Genomic DNA, 17,754 nt, shown 5'->3' with positions numbered 1-17,754 from the left:
TCCCCTACCCGCCCATAACAGTTCAACGCGGCCAGGCCCCTCCGGCTCTGATGCCCCCAGCAAAGGACACATCGTGAAAAAACCCGTTCTCGCCCTCCTCGCCACCGGCGTCGCCGCCGTCTTGAGCCTCACCGCCTGCGGCGGGGGTGCCACGTCTGCCACTAGCGATGCTAAAGGCAAGGAGCTCGACGGACTCACCGGTGTTATCGGTGCCAAGGACTTCTCCGAGCAGTTCATCCTGTCGCACATCACCAGCCAGCTGCTGAACGCGCATGGAGCACAGACCACCACCAACACCAAGGTGGTGGGATCTGCCAACGTCCGCACCGCCTTCGAATCCGGACAGTTCGCCGGCTACTGGGAGTACACCGGAACGTCCTGGATTACCTATAACAAAGAGACCACTCCTCTGAAGGACAAGAAGGAAATGTTCGACGCCGTGAAGACCGTCGACGCCAAGAAGGGCATCGCCTGGCTGGACCCGGCACCGTTGAACAACACGTACGCCTTTGCCATCCGTGAGGACAAAGCCAAAGAACTCAACGTCACGTCCCTCTCAGACATCGCAAAACTCCCGGCGTCGGAACAGACCTTCTGCATGGAAAGCGAATTCTCCACCCGCGATGACGGCTGGCCCGGCCTGAAGAAGGAATACGGCCTGAGCCCCGATGCCAAGGTCGCCATGCTGGACACCGGCGTCATCTACACGGCCACACAGAAGGGCCAGGACTGCAACTTCGGCGAGGTCTTCGAAACGGACGGCCGCATCTCTTCCCTGAAGCTTCAGGTCATGAAAGATGACAAGAATTTCTTCCCCATCTATCAGGGCGCGCTGACCATCAAAGCGGACATGCTCGCGAAGTACCCGGCCATCGCGGACATCATGTCCAAGGTCTCTCCAAAACTGACCACCGAGGTCATGCAGCAGCTCAACGCCAAGGCCGACGTGGACGGCGATGATCCGGAACAGATCGCCAAGGACTGGCTCACCTCGGAAGGACTGATCTAGGCATGACCGCGCAACAGACAGAACCTTCCACCTCCTCATCCCCGAACCTGGGGCAGCAAGCGGTCCAGATCGGCGAATCGTATATCGGTGCCGGCGTCAACGCAGCCCACGTGAACACCGTCCTGGGCCACCGGGAGGGGCCCGCGGGAACCGCCTGGGCCACAGCTCTTGCCACACCGAGCGCCGGACACGTTCCGTTCGTCACCGTGCTCCGGCCCTCGTTGCCGGTCAAGCCTCTCACCCTCTTTGTCACCAAAGCAGCTCCGGCCAGTGACCGGCACGGGAACCTGATCTGGGGCGCCGCGCAGGCAGGCATCGCTGCGGGCGTCGCCGATGCCCTAGCCAGCGGCACCGTGACCGAGGAACAGGCCGATTCCCACGTGGTCATCGCTGCCGTCTGGGTCAACCCGGACGCCGACGACGAGGAAGCAGTCTACCGCAACAACCGTGAGTCGGTCAGTACCGCGCTGACAAACGGCGCCCGGCAGCTCCCGGACACTGCCGCCGTCATCGAGGCCCGGCATTCTCCGTCCAATCCCTTCTTCACCCCCCAAGGCTGATTCCTATGAAAATCACCGCTATCCGGCTGACACGCATGGTTCTGCCCCTGGACCCTCCTTTCAACGCCGCGTGGGATCCTGAACCGCGAACGGCTTTCCCCGCCACCTTGGTGGAGGTGGACACCGATGAAGGCATCACGGGAGTGGGTTCAGGGGACACCATGGACGGCTTCGAGGCCTATGAGCACCTGTTCATCGGTACCGATCCGCTGGCAATCCTGAATCAGGTCCGCCGTCTCGAGACCATTAACTTCCATGGCGGCCGGTACTGGCCGCTGGAAGCGGCACTCTGGGACATCATCGGTAAAGTGGCCGGCCTGCCGGTGGCCACGCTTTTCGGCGGTGCGCGAGACCGGTTGGTGGCCTACGCCTCCTCCGGCGAACTGAAAGCCCCGGCAGCCCGTGCCGAGTCGGCTCTGGAGGCCAAGGACCGCGGCTTCAAGGCCATGAAGATCCGCATCTCCCGTGACCGGATCGACGAAGGGGTGGAGTCTGTCCGCGCTGCCCGCGAAGCCGTCGGCGCGGACTTTGACCTCATGGTGGACCTGAACCAAATGTGGCGTATGAGCGGGGACATTGAGCCGGCCCTGGAGCTCTCCAAGGTGCACAGGCTGGCTGCCCGGTTGGCCGAACTCGATGTCCGCTGGCTGGAAGAGCCCCTTCCGCAGGTGGATATCAAAGGCGCCCAACGCGTCCGCGAACAGACCGGGATTCAGGTCTCGGGCGGTGAAATGGTCCGGAGCATGGCCGAGATGATGGCACTGATCGAGGCCGACGCCTACGACATCTACCAACCGGATGTCGCTCTGGCTGTCGGAATGTACCGGGCCCGTCAGGTCGCCGAAACCGCGAACCTCAAGCACCGCTTCTTTACCCCCCACACCTGGAGCAATGGCCTTGGTTTGCTGGCAAATCTGCACGTCGCCGCGGGCGTGGATGCTGGCCCGTACCTGGAATTTCCTTACGATCCGCCGGGCTGGACCCCGGAACGGCGTGACTTCTTCATGGAGCCGCTGGACATCGACAGCGATGGCGCCCTCCGGGTCCCCGATCTCCCCGGGCTGGGAGCCATCATCGACTACGACGCCGTCAAAAAGTACTCGGTCTAAGGAACACGCCATGACAGCAACAAAAACTGACTGGATCAAGCGGGCGGCAGCCCAGCACCCGCCCACGGGACTCTTCATCGACGGCGGTTTCCGGAACGCCCGGGACGGTGGCACCTTTCCTGCAGTCTCGCCACGGGATGCCTCCGTCACGGCGCAGGTAGCCGCGGCCGGGAGCGAGGACGTGGATGCCGCGGTCCAAGCCGCGCACCGGGCCTTCGAAGCGGGAACCTGGTCCAGGACTGACCGCCGCCACCGGCAGCAGGTACTGACCCGACTCTCAGATCTCATCCTCGAGCACGCGGAGGAGCTGGCGCTGCTGGAATCCACGGACAGCGGCCACCCTATCGGCGACGCCCTCGCCGTCGACGTGCCCAGCTGCGCCCGAACGTTCCGCTGGTATGCCGAAGCTCTCGACAAAATCTATGACGACGTCGCACCCACCGCGCGCAATGCCCTCGCCATCATCTCGCGGGAACCACTCGGTGTGATCGGCGCCGTGGTGCCGTGGAACTATCCGCTGATTATCTCCGCATGGAAGGTAGCTCCGGCTCTGGCGGCCGGGAATTCAGTAGTCCTCAAACCCGCCGAGCAGACCAGCCTCAGCGCCCTTCGCCTGGCCGAGCTCGCTTCCGAGGCCGGCATACCAAACGGCGTCTTCAACGTGGTGCCCGGGCTGGGTCACATTGCCGGCGCAGCACTGGGCAGGCACCCGCTGGTGGACAAAATCACCTTCACCGGATCCCCCGAAGTGGGCCGGTATTTCCAACGCTACGCTTCCGAATCCAACGGCAAGCAGGTCGCGTTGGAGCTGGGCGGGAAATCACCGCAGGTGGTGTTGCATGACGTGGGCGACCTCGACGCGTGCGCCTCCGCGGTCGCGTGGGGAATCTTCTACAACGCCGGCCAGACCTGCCATGGCGGTTCCCGCCTGCTGGTGGACGAACGCGTGCACGACGAACTGCTCGAACGAGTGATTAAGGTCGGCCGCTCGCTGCAGCTCGGGGATCCCCTGGATCCCGCCACACAGATCGGCGCGATCATTGATGATCAGCAGCTCAGCAGCATCCTCGGCTACTACCAGATCGCAGAATCCGAAGGCATCAGCGTAGCTACCGGCGGCAGCCGGATCCGCCCGGCCGGCCTGGAAAACGGCTACTACCTGGAACCTACTGTTCTGGACCGGGTCAACAACGCCGGACGTATCGGCCAGGAGGAAATCTTCGGCCCCGTCCTCGCTGTCAGCACCTTCCGTGGGGCCGCCGCCGGCATACGAATGGCCAACGAAACCAAGTACGGACTCGCCGCGAGCGTCTGGACACAGAACATCACCACCGCGCACACCGCGGCCCGGGAACTGCGCGCCGGGACAGTCTGGGTCAACACCTTCGACGTCGCAGACATCGTCACCCCCTTCGGCGGCTTCAAGCAATCCGGCTTCGGCAGGGACCGCTCCCTGCACGCCCTGGACTCCTACTCCGCACTCAAAACCACCTGGATCAACCTGGGCGACGCACCCCTGGACGAGGACTGACTTCCTTGGAAACGAGACATGAACCAATGACCGCACCAACACACACCCCCGCACCGTCCATAAACACACCCCTGTTGCCTGGCCTCGCCAGAATCGGCTTCATTGGTCTGGGCAACATGGGCTCGGGCATGACCCGCAATCTCCAAGCCGCCGGTTTTCAACTGGTGATCAACGACGTCCGCCGCGAATCCGCCGCCGAACTGCTCGCCAGCGGCGCCGAATGGGCTGACAGCCCGGCGGCCGTCGCCGCGGGCTCCGACGTCGTGATCACCATGCTCCCCACCCCCAAACACGTAGAGACTGTTGCGATGGCCCCGGGCGGCATCCTGGACGGGCTGGCCGAAGGAGGCACCTGGGTGGACATGTCTACGTCCGTCCCCGAGGTCGCCCACCGCGTCCGCGAGGCTGGCGCCGTCCGCGGCATCCGCGTCCTCGACGCACCCGTCAGCGGGATGTCCGTCGGCGCCGCCAACGGCATGTTGCAGATCTTCATCGGCGGCGAAGCGGCCGACGTCGAACGCCTCCGCCCGATGTTCGAGGCAATGGGCGATCCCGACCGGATCCTGCACGTGGGCGGCCACGGCGCCGGGTACGCCGTGAAGCTCATGATCAACCAGCTCTGGTTCTCCCACCTTGTCGCCACCGCAGAAGTCCTCAGCACCGGAGTCAAGGCAGGAGTGGACCTGGAGGTCCTGCGAAAAGCCCTGATCGCCAGCCCGGCCAATTCCAATTTTGTCGAGAACGACGTCCTCTCCATCCTCAACCACGGCGACTACGACGAAGGCTTCGCTATTGCCTTGGCCTGCAAGGACCTGGGCCTCTCCGTGGACCTGGCGCGCTCAGTTGGCGTCCCCGTGGAGCTCTCCTCCCTGGTCGAGCAGCTCTACCGCCGGGCCAAAGCCCTCTACGGCGACAAAGCCGGGGAAATGACCCCCGTGAAACTCTACGAAGACGCCATCGGCGTCAGGCTGCGCACGGCAGCCCCGGACACCGCAGCAGAAGGAGCCTGAGATGCACACCCGGACGCAGATCCACGCCGAGCTCGCCACCATCGAACTGACATTGGACCCCAAACCCACCGCTTACTTTGGCCGCGGCCGCGTCGCCGAGGTAGGCGGGATCGTCGCCGGCCTCGGCGCCAAGTCAGCCCTGATCGTCACCGACCCGTTCCTCGCCACCACCGACGTCGTGGGAGCTGTCCGTGCCTCTATCGAGGCTGCAGGACTGACGGTCACCGTTTTCGACGGCGTCACGCCGAACCCCACCACCACGTGTGTAGACGCCGGCTCTGACCTCGCCAGCGAAACCGCGGTTGACGTCCTGGTACCGGTAGGCGGAGGATCGTCCATGGACGCCGCCAAGGGAATCTCCCTCGGCGCCGTCAACTCCGCGCGCGGTGCCGGCCTGGACTATAGCAACCACTTCGCCAACCCGGCGCTGCCGATAGTGGCCGTCCCGACAACGGCCGGTACCGGTGCCGAGGTCAACGCCTTCGGCGTCGTTACCGACGTCGAGGCCCACCGCAAGTTCTACGTCGGGCACGAATCCGCCTTGCCCAAAGCCGCGGTGCTCGACCCCGAACTGACCCTCGGCCTGCCGCCCAAAGCGACCGCCGCCACCGGGATGGACGCACTCACACACGCAATTGAGTCGTACTCCTCCATCCGGCCAAACCCCTACTCCGACGGCATCGCCCTACAAGTGGCGTCCATGGTGGCAGAGTTCCTCCCGCGCGCCGTCAGAGACGGAACGGATATCGAAGCCCGGTCCCAACTGCTCCTGGCCTCCCATATCGCCGGCGTCGGTTTCTCCCACACCGGGCTGGGCCTGATCCACGCCATCGCTCATCCTTTGGGAGGCCGATTCAACATCCCACACGGACTGGCTCTCTGCGTGGTGATAGAAGACGTGCTGCGACTGAACCTACGCAGCCGCCTTGACCGGACCGCCCGCCTGGCGTTCGCTCTGGGCGTGGGTGACACCGCCTCCACCGTCGAGCAAAACGCCGACGCCGCTGTCACCGCTGTCGCCTCCCTCGCCCGTGAGGTCGGCATGACCGCACGGCTGACCGACTTCGGCGTCACCAACGCCGACCTCGATTCCCTCGTCGAGGACACCCTGGCAGACTCGGTCATCAACAACACCCCCGTGCCGCCCACCGCCGCCGAAATCCGCGCCATCCTCGAGAAAGCACTCTAAGTGGACACGACACTGCAACTCCCAGCCGCCACCGCCGCAGAGCAGGAGTTCATCCGGACCCTGCCGACGCAACTGTTCATCGACGGGGTATGGACAGGTGCCTCTGACGGCGCGACCTCCGCCGTCGAGGATCCCTCCACGGGAGCCACACTGGCGTGGATCGCTGACGCCTCACCGGAAGACGGCGACCGCGCCCTGGCCGCCGCCGCCCGGGTTCAGGACTCATGGGCCATGACCCCGCCGCGGGAACGAGGCGAGATACTGCGCCGTGCCTTCGAACTAGTCACCACGCGCGCTGATGACTTCGCCCTGGCCATGACCTTGGAAATGGGCAAACCCCTCGCTGAATCACGGGGAGAAGTCGCCTACGGGGCCGAGTTCCTGCGGTGGTTCTCTGAAGAGGCCGTCCGCATTTCCGGCCGGTATTCCACCTCACCGGATGGCAAGTCGAGGCTTATGGTCACCAAGCGTCCGGTAGGGCCGTGCCTGTTCATCACGCCCTGGAACTTCCCGCTCGCCATGGCCACGCGCAAGATAGCCCCGGCCATCGCTGCCGGCTGCACCATGGTCCTGAAGCCCGCCAACCTCACGCCTCTGACCGCCCTTTTGCTAACGGAGGTCCTTATCGAAGCAGGCCTGCCCGCCGGTGTCCTCAACGTCATCCCCACCACAAAGCCAGGGGAGGTCACCGGCCCCCTGATTCGGGATAGCCGGCTGCGGAAACTCTCCTTCACAGGCTCCACGGGCGTGGGCCGGCAACTCATTGCCGACTCCTCCCACCAGGTGCTGCGGACATCCATGGAACTGGGCGGGAACGCACCCTTTCTGGTCTTCGAGGACGCCGACCTGGACGCAGCGCTGGATGGCGCCATGCTCGCCAAACTGCGGAACATGGGCGAGGCCTGCACTGCGGCCAACCGCTTCATCGTGCACGAATCCCTGGCCCGCGAATTCAGCCAGCGGCTAGCGGACCGCATGCACTCACTCACACTGGGCCGCGGTTCGGCAACGGACACCACCGTTGGTCCGCTGATTGACGCCAAAAGCCGGGCAAAAGTGGACGAACTCGTCCAGGATGCCGTTGCCGGGGGAGCCACTGCCCTGACCGGAGGGTCACCATCCGCGGGCGACGGATACTTCTACCCGCCCACCGTCCTGACTAACGTTCCGCCCACCGCGCGGATACTAAAAGAGGAAGTCTTCGGTCCCGTGGCCCCGGTCGTGAGCTTCAAAACGGAAGCCGAAGCGATCGCCCTGGCCAACGACACGGAATTCGGTCTAGTGGCCTACGGCTACACCAGGGATCTCAACCGCGGACTCAGGCTTTCCGAAAAGGTCGACGTCGGCATGTTCGGGCTGAACACCGGCATCGTCTCTAATCCGGCTGCGCCGTTTGGCGGAGTCAAACAGTCAGGCATGGGCCGGGAAGGTGGGACAGAAGGGATCGAGGAATATCTCGAGACGCGCTACATCGGAATCGCCGACCCGTCCTAATGCGGTTACTGGTAACGGGCGGCACCAGCGGAATCGGTGCCGCCCTGGTCCGGGAGGCCCTCCGAGCCGGACACAGCGTCTTCACCACCGGGCGTGACGCCGGACGGCTGGAATCGTTCCTCGCCTCCTGCTCCGGACTCGGTCAAGTTCACGGCACGGTTGCCGACGCGGGCGACTGGCAACAAACCCGCGACGCCGTTACCGCGGCCGTCAAAGCCCTGGGAGGCCTCGATGTCGCCATAGCCAACGCCGGATTCTCCGCGCCGGGCGACCTCGCCAACGGGGACCCGGAAATATGGCGGCGCATGGTCCTCACCAACGTCTACGGCCCGGCGATCCTGGCGAAGGCGGCACTCCCACAGCTCACGGCCAACCGCGGACACTTCGTCCTGATGGGCAGCACCGCCGGGCGCAAGGTGTATCCGGGAAACCTGTACACCGCCACTAAATGGGCCGTCACCGGCTACGCAGAATCTCTCCGACAGCAGCTCGTGGGCACCGGCGTCCGTGTGCTGCACGTTGCCCCGGGACACGTGGACACAGCCCTGTGGACGGATGCGCCCGAGGCCGCGATAGCCCCTGAATCCGTGGCCGGGGCCGTGCTATGGTCGCTGGCCCAACCAGCTGGAGTCGACGTGTCCGAAATAGTCATTCGAGCCACGGGCCAAGATTTCTAGGCAGACGGGCCTGCCCCGGCGCTGAGACGCCATTTTAAGGGAAATGGTTTCACACCAGCCCAATTCAGGGGGAGCAAAGGAGTAAAGCCGTGCGCTTCCTTGAGGTCTTATTGATCGATGTCTAACGGGCAAGAGCTACGGAGCGCGGGGCGTGCCCTGCTTCCCCACTTGCAATGCATCGACGATACGAGCATCGCGAGAGGGGTCGTTATCACGGGGAGCGGACTCGTAGGACGCGGCTCTGAGGACTGTCGCAACGGCCAGTAACAGTTGCCTGCCGTCACCCGTTCGAGCACTTCTGGCCAGGGACAAAGCAGCTGTTGCGGTCGGATCCACGACCATCAGCACGTTCCCATGCTGCTGCAGCGTCGTGAAAAGTTCCCGTAGCCGGGCTTCGTCCTAGGGTAACGGCCTATCAAGAAAGCGTTCGCCTGCGCGGCTGAGCGCGGTGGCGTGGTGTTCGCTTTTGCCGATATCGAGTTCGCAGTAAAACGTCGAATCCCTGATCCATGCTGGCGCTCCTTTGCACGACTTTATGGCCGCACACCCGCTGCCGGCGACAACGTTACGAAGAGACCTGGACCCGTGAGTCCGGCCTTGTCCCTATCAGCGGTCAACACGTGCCTGCGGAGCCGGCGATGACACCCCGCATCATCAGTAACAGGGCAGGAAAGTCATACCGGTTCCAGCGACAATGTTCCCGGCGACCGGGAATCCAAAAACTCAAACGGGTGGTGTTCGCTGTTCCGGGCGGGTAACACGGCGGAGCAGAACCGGTCGTAGGTGGTGACCTCCGACGCCCGTGCCGGGCTGGTTGCCGCGATCGGGGCGACCTTGCCCCGGGCCGCCTGGCAGCGCAGCCGCACCCACTACGCAGCGAACCAGATGTCGTTGGCCCCGAAGGCGTCCTGGTCGTGGGTGAAAACCCTCCTCTACTTGGTCTACGATCAGCCCGACGCCGCCGGCGTGCACGCACAGTTCGACCGGGTGCTCGATGCCCTGGCCCAGAAGCTGCCCCGCGTCGCGGACCACGTCGAGGCCGCCCGGGACGACATCCTCGCGTTCACGCCCTTCCCCAAAGGCCTCTGGCGTCGGGCCTGGTCCAACAACCCGCAGGAACGCCTCAACAGGGAAATCCGCCGCTGCACCGATGTCGTCGGGATCTTCCCCGACCGAGCCGCGGTGATCCGGCTCGTTGGAGCCGTGGCCGAACAGCTCGATGAATGGATCGAATCCCGCCGCTGCCTCGACTTGGACCTCATCCAACAATCACAGGCCGTCGGCGCCACCGCAGCCATTGCAGAACAGGAGGACACCAACCCAGAACTGGCGCTCAGCGCCTAACCAAAATCAAGAAGCACGCGGCAAACGCCTTACTCCACGCAATTGGACTTGATCGAAACAAAACAGTCGCTTTCGATGGCTGCAATGATCCCCTCCATGCCCAGGTGTCCGTCAGGATGGGAAAGGCCAATCCTCCGTGGCCTCAAAGACGCATTAGCTGCAGCGCCGCCGCTCACCAGGGCTAATCGCAGCCGCCTCCGCCGTCACCTCCGCCGTCACCTCCGCCGTCGCCGCATCCGCTGTCCCCGCCCGAGCTGGATCCGCCGTAGCCGTGGTATCCGCCGGGCCCGGTGTTCGCTGTGCGGGGGGCCAGTGCGCCGAACAGCAACACACTCGTGGCATTCGGGTCTCCTCCGGATGCCGCGAACGCTGCCCGACGGCTGCGGCCCAGGAGCCAGATGATTCCGAGGAATAGGGCAAAGGACAGCCCCATGCCGCCGCCGATTGCGGCCATGGTCCCCGAACCTGACCCATCGGTGTTGAAGGCATTAATCAACTTCCCGCCGAAAAAGAAGCCGACGGGGACGGCAAAGACCAGCCTGCGCATCAGCGCCCAGCGGAGGCTCGAGATGGGAACTGGAAGTTTTTTGAACCGGCGGTTGCGCGTGCCCTTACCCCTGCGCACCGCAATCGTTGGCTTTGCCATGACCCCCACCTTACGGCCGGCGGTGTGGCTTTCGGCCATAAATGGCGGCATTTTCCCAGTGCTATTTGGCGTGGTGCAGCCCGCAAGGTGATCCTCGACCGGGACGCCGCATGCGGCTTCGCCGCATCAGGCGGCGGTCTTGGCATCCACCTGTGTCTTGAGCTCGGCGAGCATCGCCTCCACGTGGGGCTCGTGTTCCTTCACCATCATTTTCTCGATGGGTTTGCCTACGACCGGGACCTTCACGTCCCACTCGGACTCTGCTGTCACCTTGGTGCCGCCGTCGACGGGTTCGAATGTGACCCCCCAGGTCGGCTTCTCCGCAGAGAAGTGGACGTGATCCGGGCGGTGGCAGGTCGATGGGCATCCGGTCCATGGACGTCAGTTGTTGAATATCGAGGCCGGTCAGTGCCGCGACATCCCGGATGGGTACTTGGAAGATTCCGAAGGGACCAAACGGGGGAGCCTCGTCGAGTGCTCCCGGGCGAGGTACGTCCCGAAGGTCAGCCAGCTGGGGCCCCTGGTCCACGACGTACCCGGTAACGGCGCGGATACCGCTGCTCGGCAAAACAGCGACCACCGGAAGGCGTGATGGCGAAGCCGGTGCAGGGGAGGGTTCCGCCCCTGCACCGGCTACCTCCCGGGTTTCCGGATCATCTCCTGGCTGGAGACAGTGCGGGTACCGCCGGTCAGCGGGCCAGGTACAGCTCGTGCTGGCGGTGTGCTTCGGCCACTTCGGCGCGGATCGTGTCCACGTCCTTGGCCTTATTGCGGTACTTCGGCTGCATCTGCTCGATCTGCCGTTCTTCTTCCAGCAGGGCGGTGTAGATCCGTTCGCGCTCGGCGGGGTCCGCGGTGTATTCGAGGTCCAGGTAGCTGACGGCGTGCCGGCGGGCATTGTTGATGGCAGTCTGCGCCTTGCCGGCCTTGCTCACCAGCGATGCCACCACCGTGAAGACCAGAACGCCGATGATGACACTCAGGGACAGGCCCGTGCTGATCTCCACGACCGGGACAGGCTCGCCGCCGTTGACGAACGGCAGGTTGTTCTCATGCAGGGCATGAAGGATCAGTTTGACGCCGATGAAGGCCAGGATCGCTGCCAAGCCGTAGGCGAGGTAGATCAGGCGGTCCAGCAGGCCGTCGATGAGGAAGTACAGCTGGCGCAGGCCCATCAGCGAGAAGGCCGTGGCGGTGAAGACGATGTAGACGTTCTGGGTCAGGCCGAAGATGGCCGGGATCGAGTCCAGCGCGAACAGGAGGTCGGTCCCGCCGATGGCCACCATGACCAGCAGCATCGGGGTGAGGACCCTTTTGCCGTTCTCCATTGTGAACAGCTTGTCGCCGTCGTAGTGATCGGTGGTGTGGAAGATCTTGCGGGCCAGGCGGATGATGAAGTTGTCGGCCGTGTCATCGCCCTCGGGTTCGGGCTTGAGCAGGTTGCCGGCCGTGATCAGCAGGATCAAACCGAAGGCGTAAAAGACCCAAGCGAAGGAATTGATCAGTGCCGCGCCGAGGAAAATGAACCCGGTGCGGGCGATCAGCGCGAACACGATGCCGAAGAGCAGCACCTTTTGCTGGTCCTCGCGCGGAACGCGGAAGCTGGCAATGATGATCAGGAAGACAAACAGGTTGTCCACGGAGAGTGCCTTCTCGGTGATGTACCCGGCGAAATACTCCGAGCCCATATCCGGGCCGCCGAAGATCAAAACGAGAATGCCGAAAATGACGGCGATGCCCACGTACAGGGCGGACCAGAAGGCCGCTTCCTTCAGCGTGGGGACGTGTGCCTTGCGGATGTGGAAGAAGTAGTCAAAGGCCAGCAGTGCCAGAATGACGACAATGGTGATGCCCCAGATTAGGGGAGAAACGTTCAACGGGGGTTCCTGCTTTCGTAGGGTGGGTACAAGAGAGCTTCATAAGTCTCTTCGCCCGCCGTCCGGCTGGCCGCTGCACCCGGCCAGGCGACGGTGCCTGACGTGTTGACGATTGCAGCGCTTCGGAATACTCCCCTACGCACCTCCAGCCTAACCGGGATCACCGCCAGAACCCAATCAGTGAAACCGGCCCACCACCGGCATCTCGTCCGCCGCCGCGTCCGCCGCCCTGGTAGGGCTACTCGCTCCACTTCGCGGCCAGTCGAGGCCCATGCGGCTGTGCGCCCCGCCGGGGAGCGGGAAAGCTGTCCGCCCTTAAGTCATCTCCGGCGAGTGATCGTCGGGCCGCCGTCCCTGCCGAGCGAGCCCACGCGGGAAAGAGGGTTGAACCGGGCATCCCGGCGTTAGGACGGACCGGGCCCGGCGCTCCGGTGCGCGTCTCCTCTTAAGACGGTGCCGGGGAACTCGCTTTGTTCCAGCGTGAGCGATTATGGCGGCTGGTGTTTGTTTAGGGTCAGTTGGTTGAGGGCTCCGTCCTCGTATGGTCCCGGAGACATCCAAGCGTGGGCGCGCCAGTCCGCCCTCGTCGAAGCCGGGGGCCGCCATGGACTCACGACTTGCAACCTGCGTTCAGCAGGTGTAGGCGCCGGTGTAGGTGCTGGGCAAGCGGCACTATGATCAGCGCGGAACCGGGCCAGCCGATGGCAATAGCTACGTGCGCTGATCCTCCAAGTTGGTGATTATCGGGTGGTCACGTCCTGTGTTGCCCACCGCGGCTGCTCCCTGCGGCGACCCCAACGCCTCGAAGAACTCGACGTTGGCCCGGACATAATCGGCTCATTCATCCGGGACGTCGTCCGAGTAGTAGATCGCCTCGACCGGGCAGACCGGGTCGCAGGCGCCGCAATCCACACACTCGGACGGGTGGATGTAGAGCGTCCGCCCGCCCTCGTAAATGCAGTCCGCCGGGCATTCGTCGATGCAGGCCTTGTCTTTCACATCCACGCAGGGTTGGGCGATCACATACGTCATGGCGCGCTACACACCCGTGTAGACGGTCTTGCCCCAGGTAAAGAAGTCCAGCGCGGACTTCCCCTGTTCGCGGAAGGTGTTGGTGGAGGAGTCCTTCACGCCTCCGAACGGGACGTTGAGGTCCAGGCCCGCCGTCGGCCGGTTGACTTTGATGACGCCGGCCTGGGCGCGCGCGGCGAAGTCCGTGGCGTGTGCCAGGGAATCGGTGCAGATGCCGGCAGTGAGGCCGTAGCGGGAATCATTGTTCGCGGCGAGTCCTGCCTCGTAGTCGGCGACCTCCAGCACGGCCACCCCCGGTCCGAAGATCTCCGCGGTCACGGCGGCGTCATCGGACGGCAGTTCGGTGAGTACGGCGGCCGGGAAGACCAGCGGCCCGGCGGGGTTGCCGTCGTAGGCGCCGGCCAGCAGCGTGGCACCGCGTTCGACGGCGGAGCGCACCGCGGCCTGGTTCTGCTCGAACTGCTGCCGGCTCACCACGGCCCCCATGGCGGCGTCCATTCCGCCGCGGCGGTCACCGGAGCACCCCCAGCTGCTGCAGGCGTTCGATGGTTGCGGTGTCGAAGCCGTTCTCCAGCAGGACCTCCGCGTTGTGCTCGCCGAGCCGCGGCGCGACGCGGCGGACGGTTGGCGGGTTGGCAGAGAGCCGGATCGGCGCGTTGAGCATGCGCACCGTTCCCACGCCCGGGTGCTCGGCCTCGACGATCATGCCGTTGGCCTCTTTCTGCGCGTCGGCGAGGGCCTGTCCCAGCGTGTGCACGGAGGCGTTCAAAAGACCCTTGCCCTCCAACCGGGTGGTCCAGTACTCGGTGGTGTTGGTGGAGACGCGCTCGCGAAAGATCGCCTGCAGCGCCGGCTTGTGGTTGAACTGCTCGGCCAGGGTGCGGCTGGATGTGGTGCAATTGCCCGTCGCTGCGGCGCCGTACCGTCGTTGGGGTGGACCATCAGGGAATAAGCGCGGCCGAGCTCACACCCCTCCGGGCGACCGGTCCTCGGGATTCTTCCGCGGCGGGCCGCGTCAGCGTGGGTGTTGCCAGGCCGGGGCGTCGCAGATGAGCCCGAGGGCCAGCCCGGCGGGTTCAACCTGGCATTACTGGTGTCCAGGATCGAGCGTCGACGGTTGGGTGCGTTTGCCCATAGCTGGCTCCCGAGTTAGCTCCGGGTGCTGCCATCACGCGTGCATCACGTCCCGGGGCACGATCTCGGGTCAGGTCGCGTCCATTCCTTCTCCTTGCCGGAGCGGGGCGGCCAGGGACCAGCGGGTTCAAAGACCAATGAAAACGGCCGGAGTGGACGGACATCGCCTGGCAACCGGAGGAGATCAGGGCGTATCTGAAACGGCAAACTGTTCTGCAACGTTGCCGGGCCCGCACCGGGATCCAGCTACTTGGGCAGCGAATTCCCGGTGACAGTTGACGTCTCTCCCGTCGCCCAAACCTTCGGAACAGCGGGTTGCCCGTCGGGGTCCGGTTCCTGGGGAAATTGCCAGCCGAGCCCAAGCTCAGGAGTGATGACTTCCGTCGCCACGTCAAGACCAATGCCATCAACGTGACACGGCCTGCGAAGTCCCTCGGCGTAATCGCCTTAGAACAGCGGCCAGGGCACCGCCGACATCTCACCGCTCGGAGCCGGAAACCGCCCTGCCAAGCGCAACCGTGCGCAGCGCGCAGCGAGCGATGCGATTTCTTCGGCGCTGAGCAAGTCCGCCAGATTTCGGCCCAGCCCGCCGTGCAGTCCTTCCCCGACACGATCGATGCCGTCCCGTTCCTCGGCGGTCAGAGCGTCTCCCAGCCATCCCCACAGCACCGTGCGCAGCTTGTGGTCACGGTGAAAGGTGAGTCCATGGTCCACGCCGTGCCGCTGTCCGTCCGTCATTGCAAGAATGTGGTCGCCTTTGCGGTCGGCGTTGTTGACGACCATGTCGAACACCGCCATGCGTCTGAGCGCTGGCGAGTCTTCATGAACGAGGGCGACCATCCGTCCGTTCTCATCCCGTCCCTCGAGAACGTGTTTCCAGCCGTTCTCCGGCAACTGCTCCGCAGCGACGAGCTTCACGGCGCTTTGGGCGGGGTCTTGTTCCTGCCAGAGCTGCACCATTCCTTCGCCCATCGGACCATCGCGCAGCCACGTGTGCGGCACGACGTCCCAGCCGAAGACCTCCGAGACCAGGTAGGCGGCCACCTCCCGGTGGGCCAGGGTGCCGTGGGGAAAATCCCACAGCGGACTTTCGCCTGCTATCGGCTTATAGACGACGGCCACGTCGCCGATGCTGCCCAGAAAGGTAGCGTTTGAGGCCGTCGTGATGCGGCCGGTGAGCGTCAGCTCGGCTGTCACGAGGTCCGGCGCTGGCATCAGAGCTCGGGAAGGGTGCAGATGTGCCCGTCGGCGTCTATGGGGTAACCGCAGAGCGGACAAATCGGACGCCCGGCGCCCACGATCTCACGGGTGCGCTTGGCGAATGCGCGGGCGGTGCCGACCGGCATCCGCACCAGCAGCATTTCGGGCTCGTCAGAGGCGTCGTCAACAAGCGATTCGTCGTTGACATCAGCATCGACATCAGTGATGGGGTAGGCCTCTATTACGACCTGGGCCGTGGTTGGGTCCCAACCTAGGCTCATGGCGCCGGTGCGAAACTGCTCCTGAACGGCCTCGAGCTGGTCGTTGTCGACAAGTTCAACGGGAGTACTCGTGGGAACGCTGAAGGGGTTGCCCTCGACGGTGATGAGCTGGTCGAGAATTTCGTCGATCTTCTCCGCCAGGAGAGCCGACTGCTGCTTCTCCAGGGCAATACTCACGATCTGCGTCCCTGCGCGCACCTGCAGGTAGAACGTGCGCGCCCCCGGAAGGCCAATGGTGCCAACGACGACCCGATCAGGCCAGGCAAACTCATGAACACGTGTAGGCATGTCAATATTTTAGTCACATGAGGTTCATGGCGCCGTCTGCCCTGCACCGCCTCCCACCGGCGCATCGGCAGAGTGGATGCCCTCCGCTAGCCACGACAGATCACCCGCGTCGGTGTTGGTCGCGTATACGCTCGGCCGACTGGCGCCGTAGCGCACGATCGATACCGAAGCGGGGCCCACGTTAATACGCTGGAACAGGTCAAGGTGCATGCCAAGCGCGTCGGCGAGAATTGACTTGATGATGTCACCATGGCTCACCGCCACCCATACGGACCCTGGCCCGTGCTCGGCTTCGAAGGCTGCATCGTGGCGTCGAATCGCTGCCACCGCCCGAGCCTGCATCGCGGCCATGGATTCACCGCCGGGAAAGACGACGGCGGACGGCTGCGACTGCACAACCGGCCACAAATCCTCGGTTGCGAGATCACTGAGTGTGCGGCCCTGCCACTGGCCGTAATCGCACTCAGTGAGATCGAGATCGACCGGCGCATACGGTGTGCCAGCCTGGCGATCGAGGATGAGCTGTGCGGTCTGCTGACAACGTTCAAGAGGGCTCGACACCACCCCGACTACGGGCACGGCCGCGAGCCGGTCTCCGGTCATAGCCGCCTGGTCCCGCCCGATCTGGTCCAAGCTGACGCCGAGGGCCCGACCGGCCAGCAGTCCAGTGGCATTGGCTGTGGTGCGGCCGTGCCGCACGAGAATAACTGTCGCCATCCACCCAGCCTAGCCACCCGGTCGACGGCGGTGTGAACCGTACCGGGTCGCATTGACCAGCTCGTCGCCGGCGCAGCAAACCCGAAAGAACCGGCACGGACGAAACCCCGGCCAAAGTCGACCGGCGCATGGAGGAGTGCTGTACCCGCTCCGCCCGCGCGTCTGCCGATAATCGGGTGGCAAAAGCATCAGGATTGTGACTCACATCCGACCGTTTGTGAGGCTGCTATGAGGACTGGTCAAGTGTGGATTGCCCCCACGCGGCGATGGAGTTTCCAGAGATGCCGACGTAGAGGAGTAGATTTTCCCGTTCAGCGGTCCGATAGGCCTCATCGATGACCCGGTATGCCCAAGCGGCCAATGCAGCACCAGCGAGGAACGCCGCGCCCTAGATCTCCCGTCGGTTCACAGGCTGCTGGACAGAACGGAGCGCTGGCCCTTAGCCCAGGTTTGGTTACCGAGTCAGCAAAAGCGGGGGCAGTCCCTTTGACTGAGTTGGTGCTGGGTGCTGGGTGCTGGGTGCTGCCTAGGCCTCGTCGATGACGATGCCGAAGGACTCGGGGTCGAGGGTGTCTCCGGTGTCCAGGGCGTCGATCCGTGCCAGCTCGCTGGTGGTTAGTTCGAAGTCGAAGACGTCGAAGTTCTCGGCGATGCGG

General features: G+C 64.4%; 14 protein-coding genes and 5 pseudogenes. 9 read left to right on the top strand and 10 right to left on the bottom strand.

The features are described 5' to 3' along the window. The first annotated feature begins 73 nt into the window (after positions 1-73). From RCH15_RS13175 to RCH15_RS13135, 9 genes and pseudogenes are all read left to right on the top strand, one after another. The gene (locus RCH15_RS13175; protein ID WP_326961119.1) at positions 74-1,009 is read left to right on the top strand and encodes a glycine betaine ABC transporter substrate-binding protein; all 936 of its coding nucleotides are present in this window, start codon (positions 74-76) and stop codon (positions 1,007-1,009) included. A 2-nt stretch (positions 1,010-1,011) separates the two neighbouring features. Then, on the top strand, positions 1,012-1,569 hold the full coding sequence (gene fae / locus RCH15_RS13170) for a formaldehyde-activating enzyme (RefSeq protein ID WP_326961118.1): 558 nt from the start codon (positions 1,012-1,014) through the stop codon (positions 1,567-1,569). Between the two features lie 5 nt (positions 1,570-1,574). Next, positions 1,575-2,678 carry a mandelate racemase/muconate lactonizing enzyme family protein gene (locus RCH15_RS13165; protein WP_326961117.1) on the top strand — a complete coding sequence of 368 codons (1,104 nt, stop codon included), beginning with the start codon at positions 1,575-1,577 and terminating at the stop codon, positions 2,676-2,678. A gap of 10 nt (positions 2,679-2,688) precedes the next feature. Then, positions 2,689-4,209 (top strand): aldehyde dehydrogenase, encoded by a 1,521-nt coding sequence (locus RCH15_RS13160; RefSeq protein ID WP_326961116.1) that lies wholly within the window; start codon positions 2,689-2,691, stop codon positions 4,207-4,209. A gap of 26 nt (positions 4,210-4,235) precedes the next feature. Then, positions 4,236-5,219 carry an NAD(P)-dependent oxidoreductase gene (locus RCH15_RS13155; protein WP_326961115.1) on the top strand — a complete coding sequence of 328 codons (984 nt, stop codon included), beginning with the start codon at positions 4,236-4,238 and terminating at the stop codon, positions 5,217-5,219. A 1-nt stretch (position 5,220) separates the two neighbouring features. Then, positions 5,221-6,408, top strand: a complete 1,188-nt coding sequence (locus RCH15_RS13150) for an iron-containing alcohol dehydrogenase family protein (protein ID WP_326961114.1) — start codon at positions 5,221-5,223, stop codon at positions 6,406-6,408. Next, positions 6,409-7,902, top strand: coding sequence for an NAD-dependent succinate-semialdehyde dehydrogenase (locus tag RCH15_RS13145; protein WP_326961113.1), 1,494 nt, complete (start codon positions 6,409-6,411; stop codon positions 7,900-7,902). Then, on the top strand, positions 7,902-8,579 hold the full coding sequence (locus tag RCH15_RS13140; protein ID WP_326961112.1) for an SDR family oxidoreductase: 678 nt from the start codon (positions 7,902-7,904) through the stop codon (positions 8,577-8,579). Before RCH15_RS13145 ends, RCH15_RS13140 begins: the two co-directional genes overlap by 1 nt. Positions 8,580-9,362: 783 nt before the next feature. Next, positions 9,363-9,923 (top strand): annotated as a pseudogene (locus tag RCH15_RS13135) (transposase); the annotation flags it as partial. 181 nt (positions 9,924-10,104) lie between these two features. Here the strand turns inward: RCH15_RS13135 and RCH15_RS13130 are convergent. The 10 genes and pseudogenes from RCH15_RS13130 to RCH15_RS13085 all read right to left on the bottom strand — a co-directional run. After that, positions 10,105-10,569: a hypothetical protein gene (locus RCH15_RS13130; RefSeq protein WP_326961111.1), complete on the bottom strand. Its 465-nt coding sequence runs from the start codon at positions 10,567-10,569 to the stop codon at positions 10,105-10,107. A 126-nt stretch (positions 10,570-10,695) separates the two neighbouring features. Then, positions 10,696-10,839 carry a hypothetical protein gene (locus RCH15_RS13125; RefSeq protein WP_326961110.1) on the bottom strand — a complete coding sequence of 48 codons (144 nt, stop codon included), beginning with the start codon at positions 10,837-10,839 and terminating at the stop codon, positions 10,696-10,698. Between the two features lie 419 nt (positions 10,840-11,258). Next, the gene (locus RCH15_RS13120; RefSeq protein WP_326961109.1) at positions 11,259-12,446 is read right to left on the bottom strand and encodes a TerC family protein; all 1,188 of its coding nucleotides are present in this window, start codon (positions 12,444-12,446) and stop codon (positions 11,259-11,261) included. A 711-nt stretch (positions 12,447-13,157) separates the two neighbouring features. Next, positions 13,158-13,478, bottom strand: a pseudogene (fdxA, locus tag RCH15_RS13115) (ferredoxin). A 6-nt stretch (positions 13,479-13,484) separates the two neighbouring features. Then, a pseudogene (locus tag RCH15_RS13110) lies at positions 13,485-13,979 on the bottom strand (aldehyde dehydrogenase family protein); the annotation flags it as partial. Positions 13,980-13,989: 10 nt separating this feature from the next. Further along, a pseudogene (locus RCH15_RS13105) lies at positions 13,990-14,358 on the bottom strand (CoA transferase); the annotation flags it as partial. Positions 14,359-15,059: 701 nt separating this feature from the next. Beyond that, a complete protein-coding gene (locus tag RCH15_RS13100) occupies positions 15,060-15,827 on the bottom strand; it encodes an SCO1664 family protein (protein WP_326961108.1) in 768 nt (255 codons plus the stop codon). After that, on the bottom strand, positions 15,827-16,381 hold the full coding sequence (locus RCH15_RS13095) for a DUF3090 domain-containing protein (protein ID WP_326961107.1): 555 nt from the start codon (positions 16,379-16,381) through the stop codon (positions 15,827-15,829). The genes RCH15_RS13100 and RCH15_RS13095 overlap by 1 nt, the downstream gene beginning before the upstream one ends. A 24-nt stretch (positions 16,382-16,405) precedes the next feature. Then, positions 16,406-17,098: an MSMEG_4193 family putative phosphomutase gene (locus RCH15_RS13090; RefSeq protein WP_326961106.1), complete on the bottom strand. Its 693-nt coding sequence runs from the start codon at positions 17,096-17,098 to the stop codon at positions 16,406-16,408. 526 nt (positions 17,099-17,624) lie between these two features. Then, positions 17,625-17,754 (bottom strand): annotated as a pseudogene (locus tag RCH15_RS13085) (aldo/keto reductase); the annotation flags it as partial.

The sequence above is a fragment of the Arthrobacter sp. MP_M4 genome, from assembly GCF_035984855.1.
GTDB lineage: Bacteria > Actinomycetota > Actinomycetes > Actinomycetales > Micrococcaceae > Arthrobacter.
This window is presented reverse-complemented; position numbering and strand designations above follow the sequence as displayed.

Excerpts from the sequence above, each read along its gene's own strand:
- fae (WP_326961118.1), top strand. The coding sequence starts at position 1,012 with ATGACCGCGCAACAGACAGAACCTTCCACCTCCTCATCCCCGAACCTG.
- RCH15_RS13165 (WP_326961117.1), top strand. The coding sequence starts at position 1,575 with ATGAAAATCACCGCTATCCGGCTGACACGCATGGTTCTGCCCCTGGAC.
- RCH15_RS13160 (WP_326961116.1), top strand. The coding sequence starts at position 2,689 with ATGACAGCAACAAAAACTGACTGGATCAAGCGGGCGGCAGCCCAGCAC.
- RCH15_RS13155 (WP_326961115.1), top strand. The coding sequence starts at position 4,236 with ATGACCGCACCAACACACACCCCCGCACCGTCCATAAACACACCCCTG.
- RCH15_RS13150 (WP_326961114.1), top strand. The coding sequence starts at position 5,221 with ATGCACACCCGGACGCAGATCCACGCCGAGCTCGCCACCATCGAACTG.
- RCH15_RS13140 (WP_326961112.1), top strand. The coding sequence starts at position 7,902 with ATGCGGTTACTGGTAACGGGCGGCACCAGCGGAATCGGTGCCGCCCTG.
- RCH15_RS13130 (WP_326961111.1), bottom strand. The coding sequence starts at position 10,569 with ATGGCAAAGCCAACGATTGCGGTGCGCAGGGGTAAGGGCACGCGCAAC.
- RCH15_RS13100 (WP_326961108.1), bottom strand. The coding sequence starts at position 15,827 with ATGCCAGCGCCGGACCTCGTGACAGCCGAGCTGACGCTCACCGGCCGC.
- RCH15_RS13095 (WP_326961107.1), bottom strand. The coding sequence starts at position 16,381 with ATGCCTACACGTGTTCATGAGTTTGCCTGGCCTGATCGGGTCGTCGTT.
- RCH15_RS13090 (WP_326961106.1), bottom strand. The coding sequence starts at position 17,098 with ATGGCGACAGTTATTCTCGTGCGGCACGGCCGCACCACAGCCAATGCC.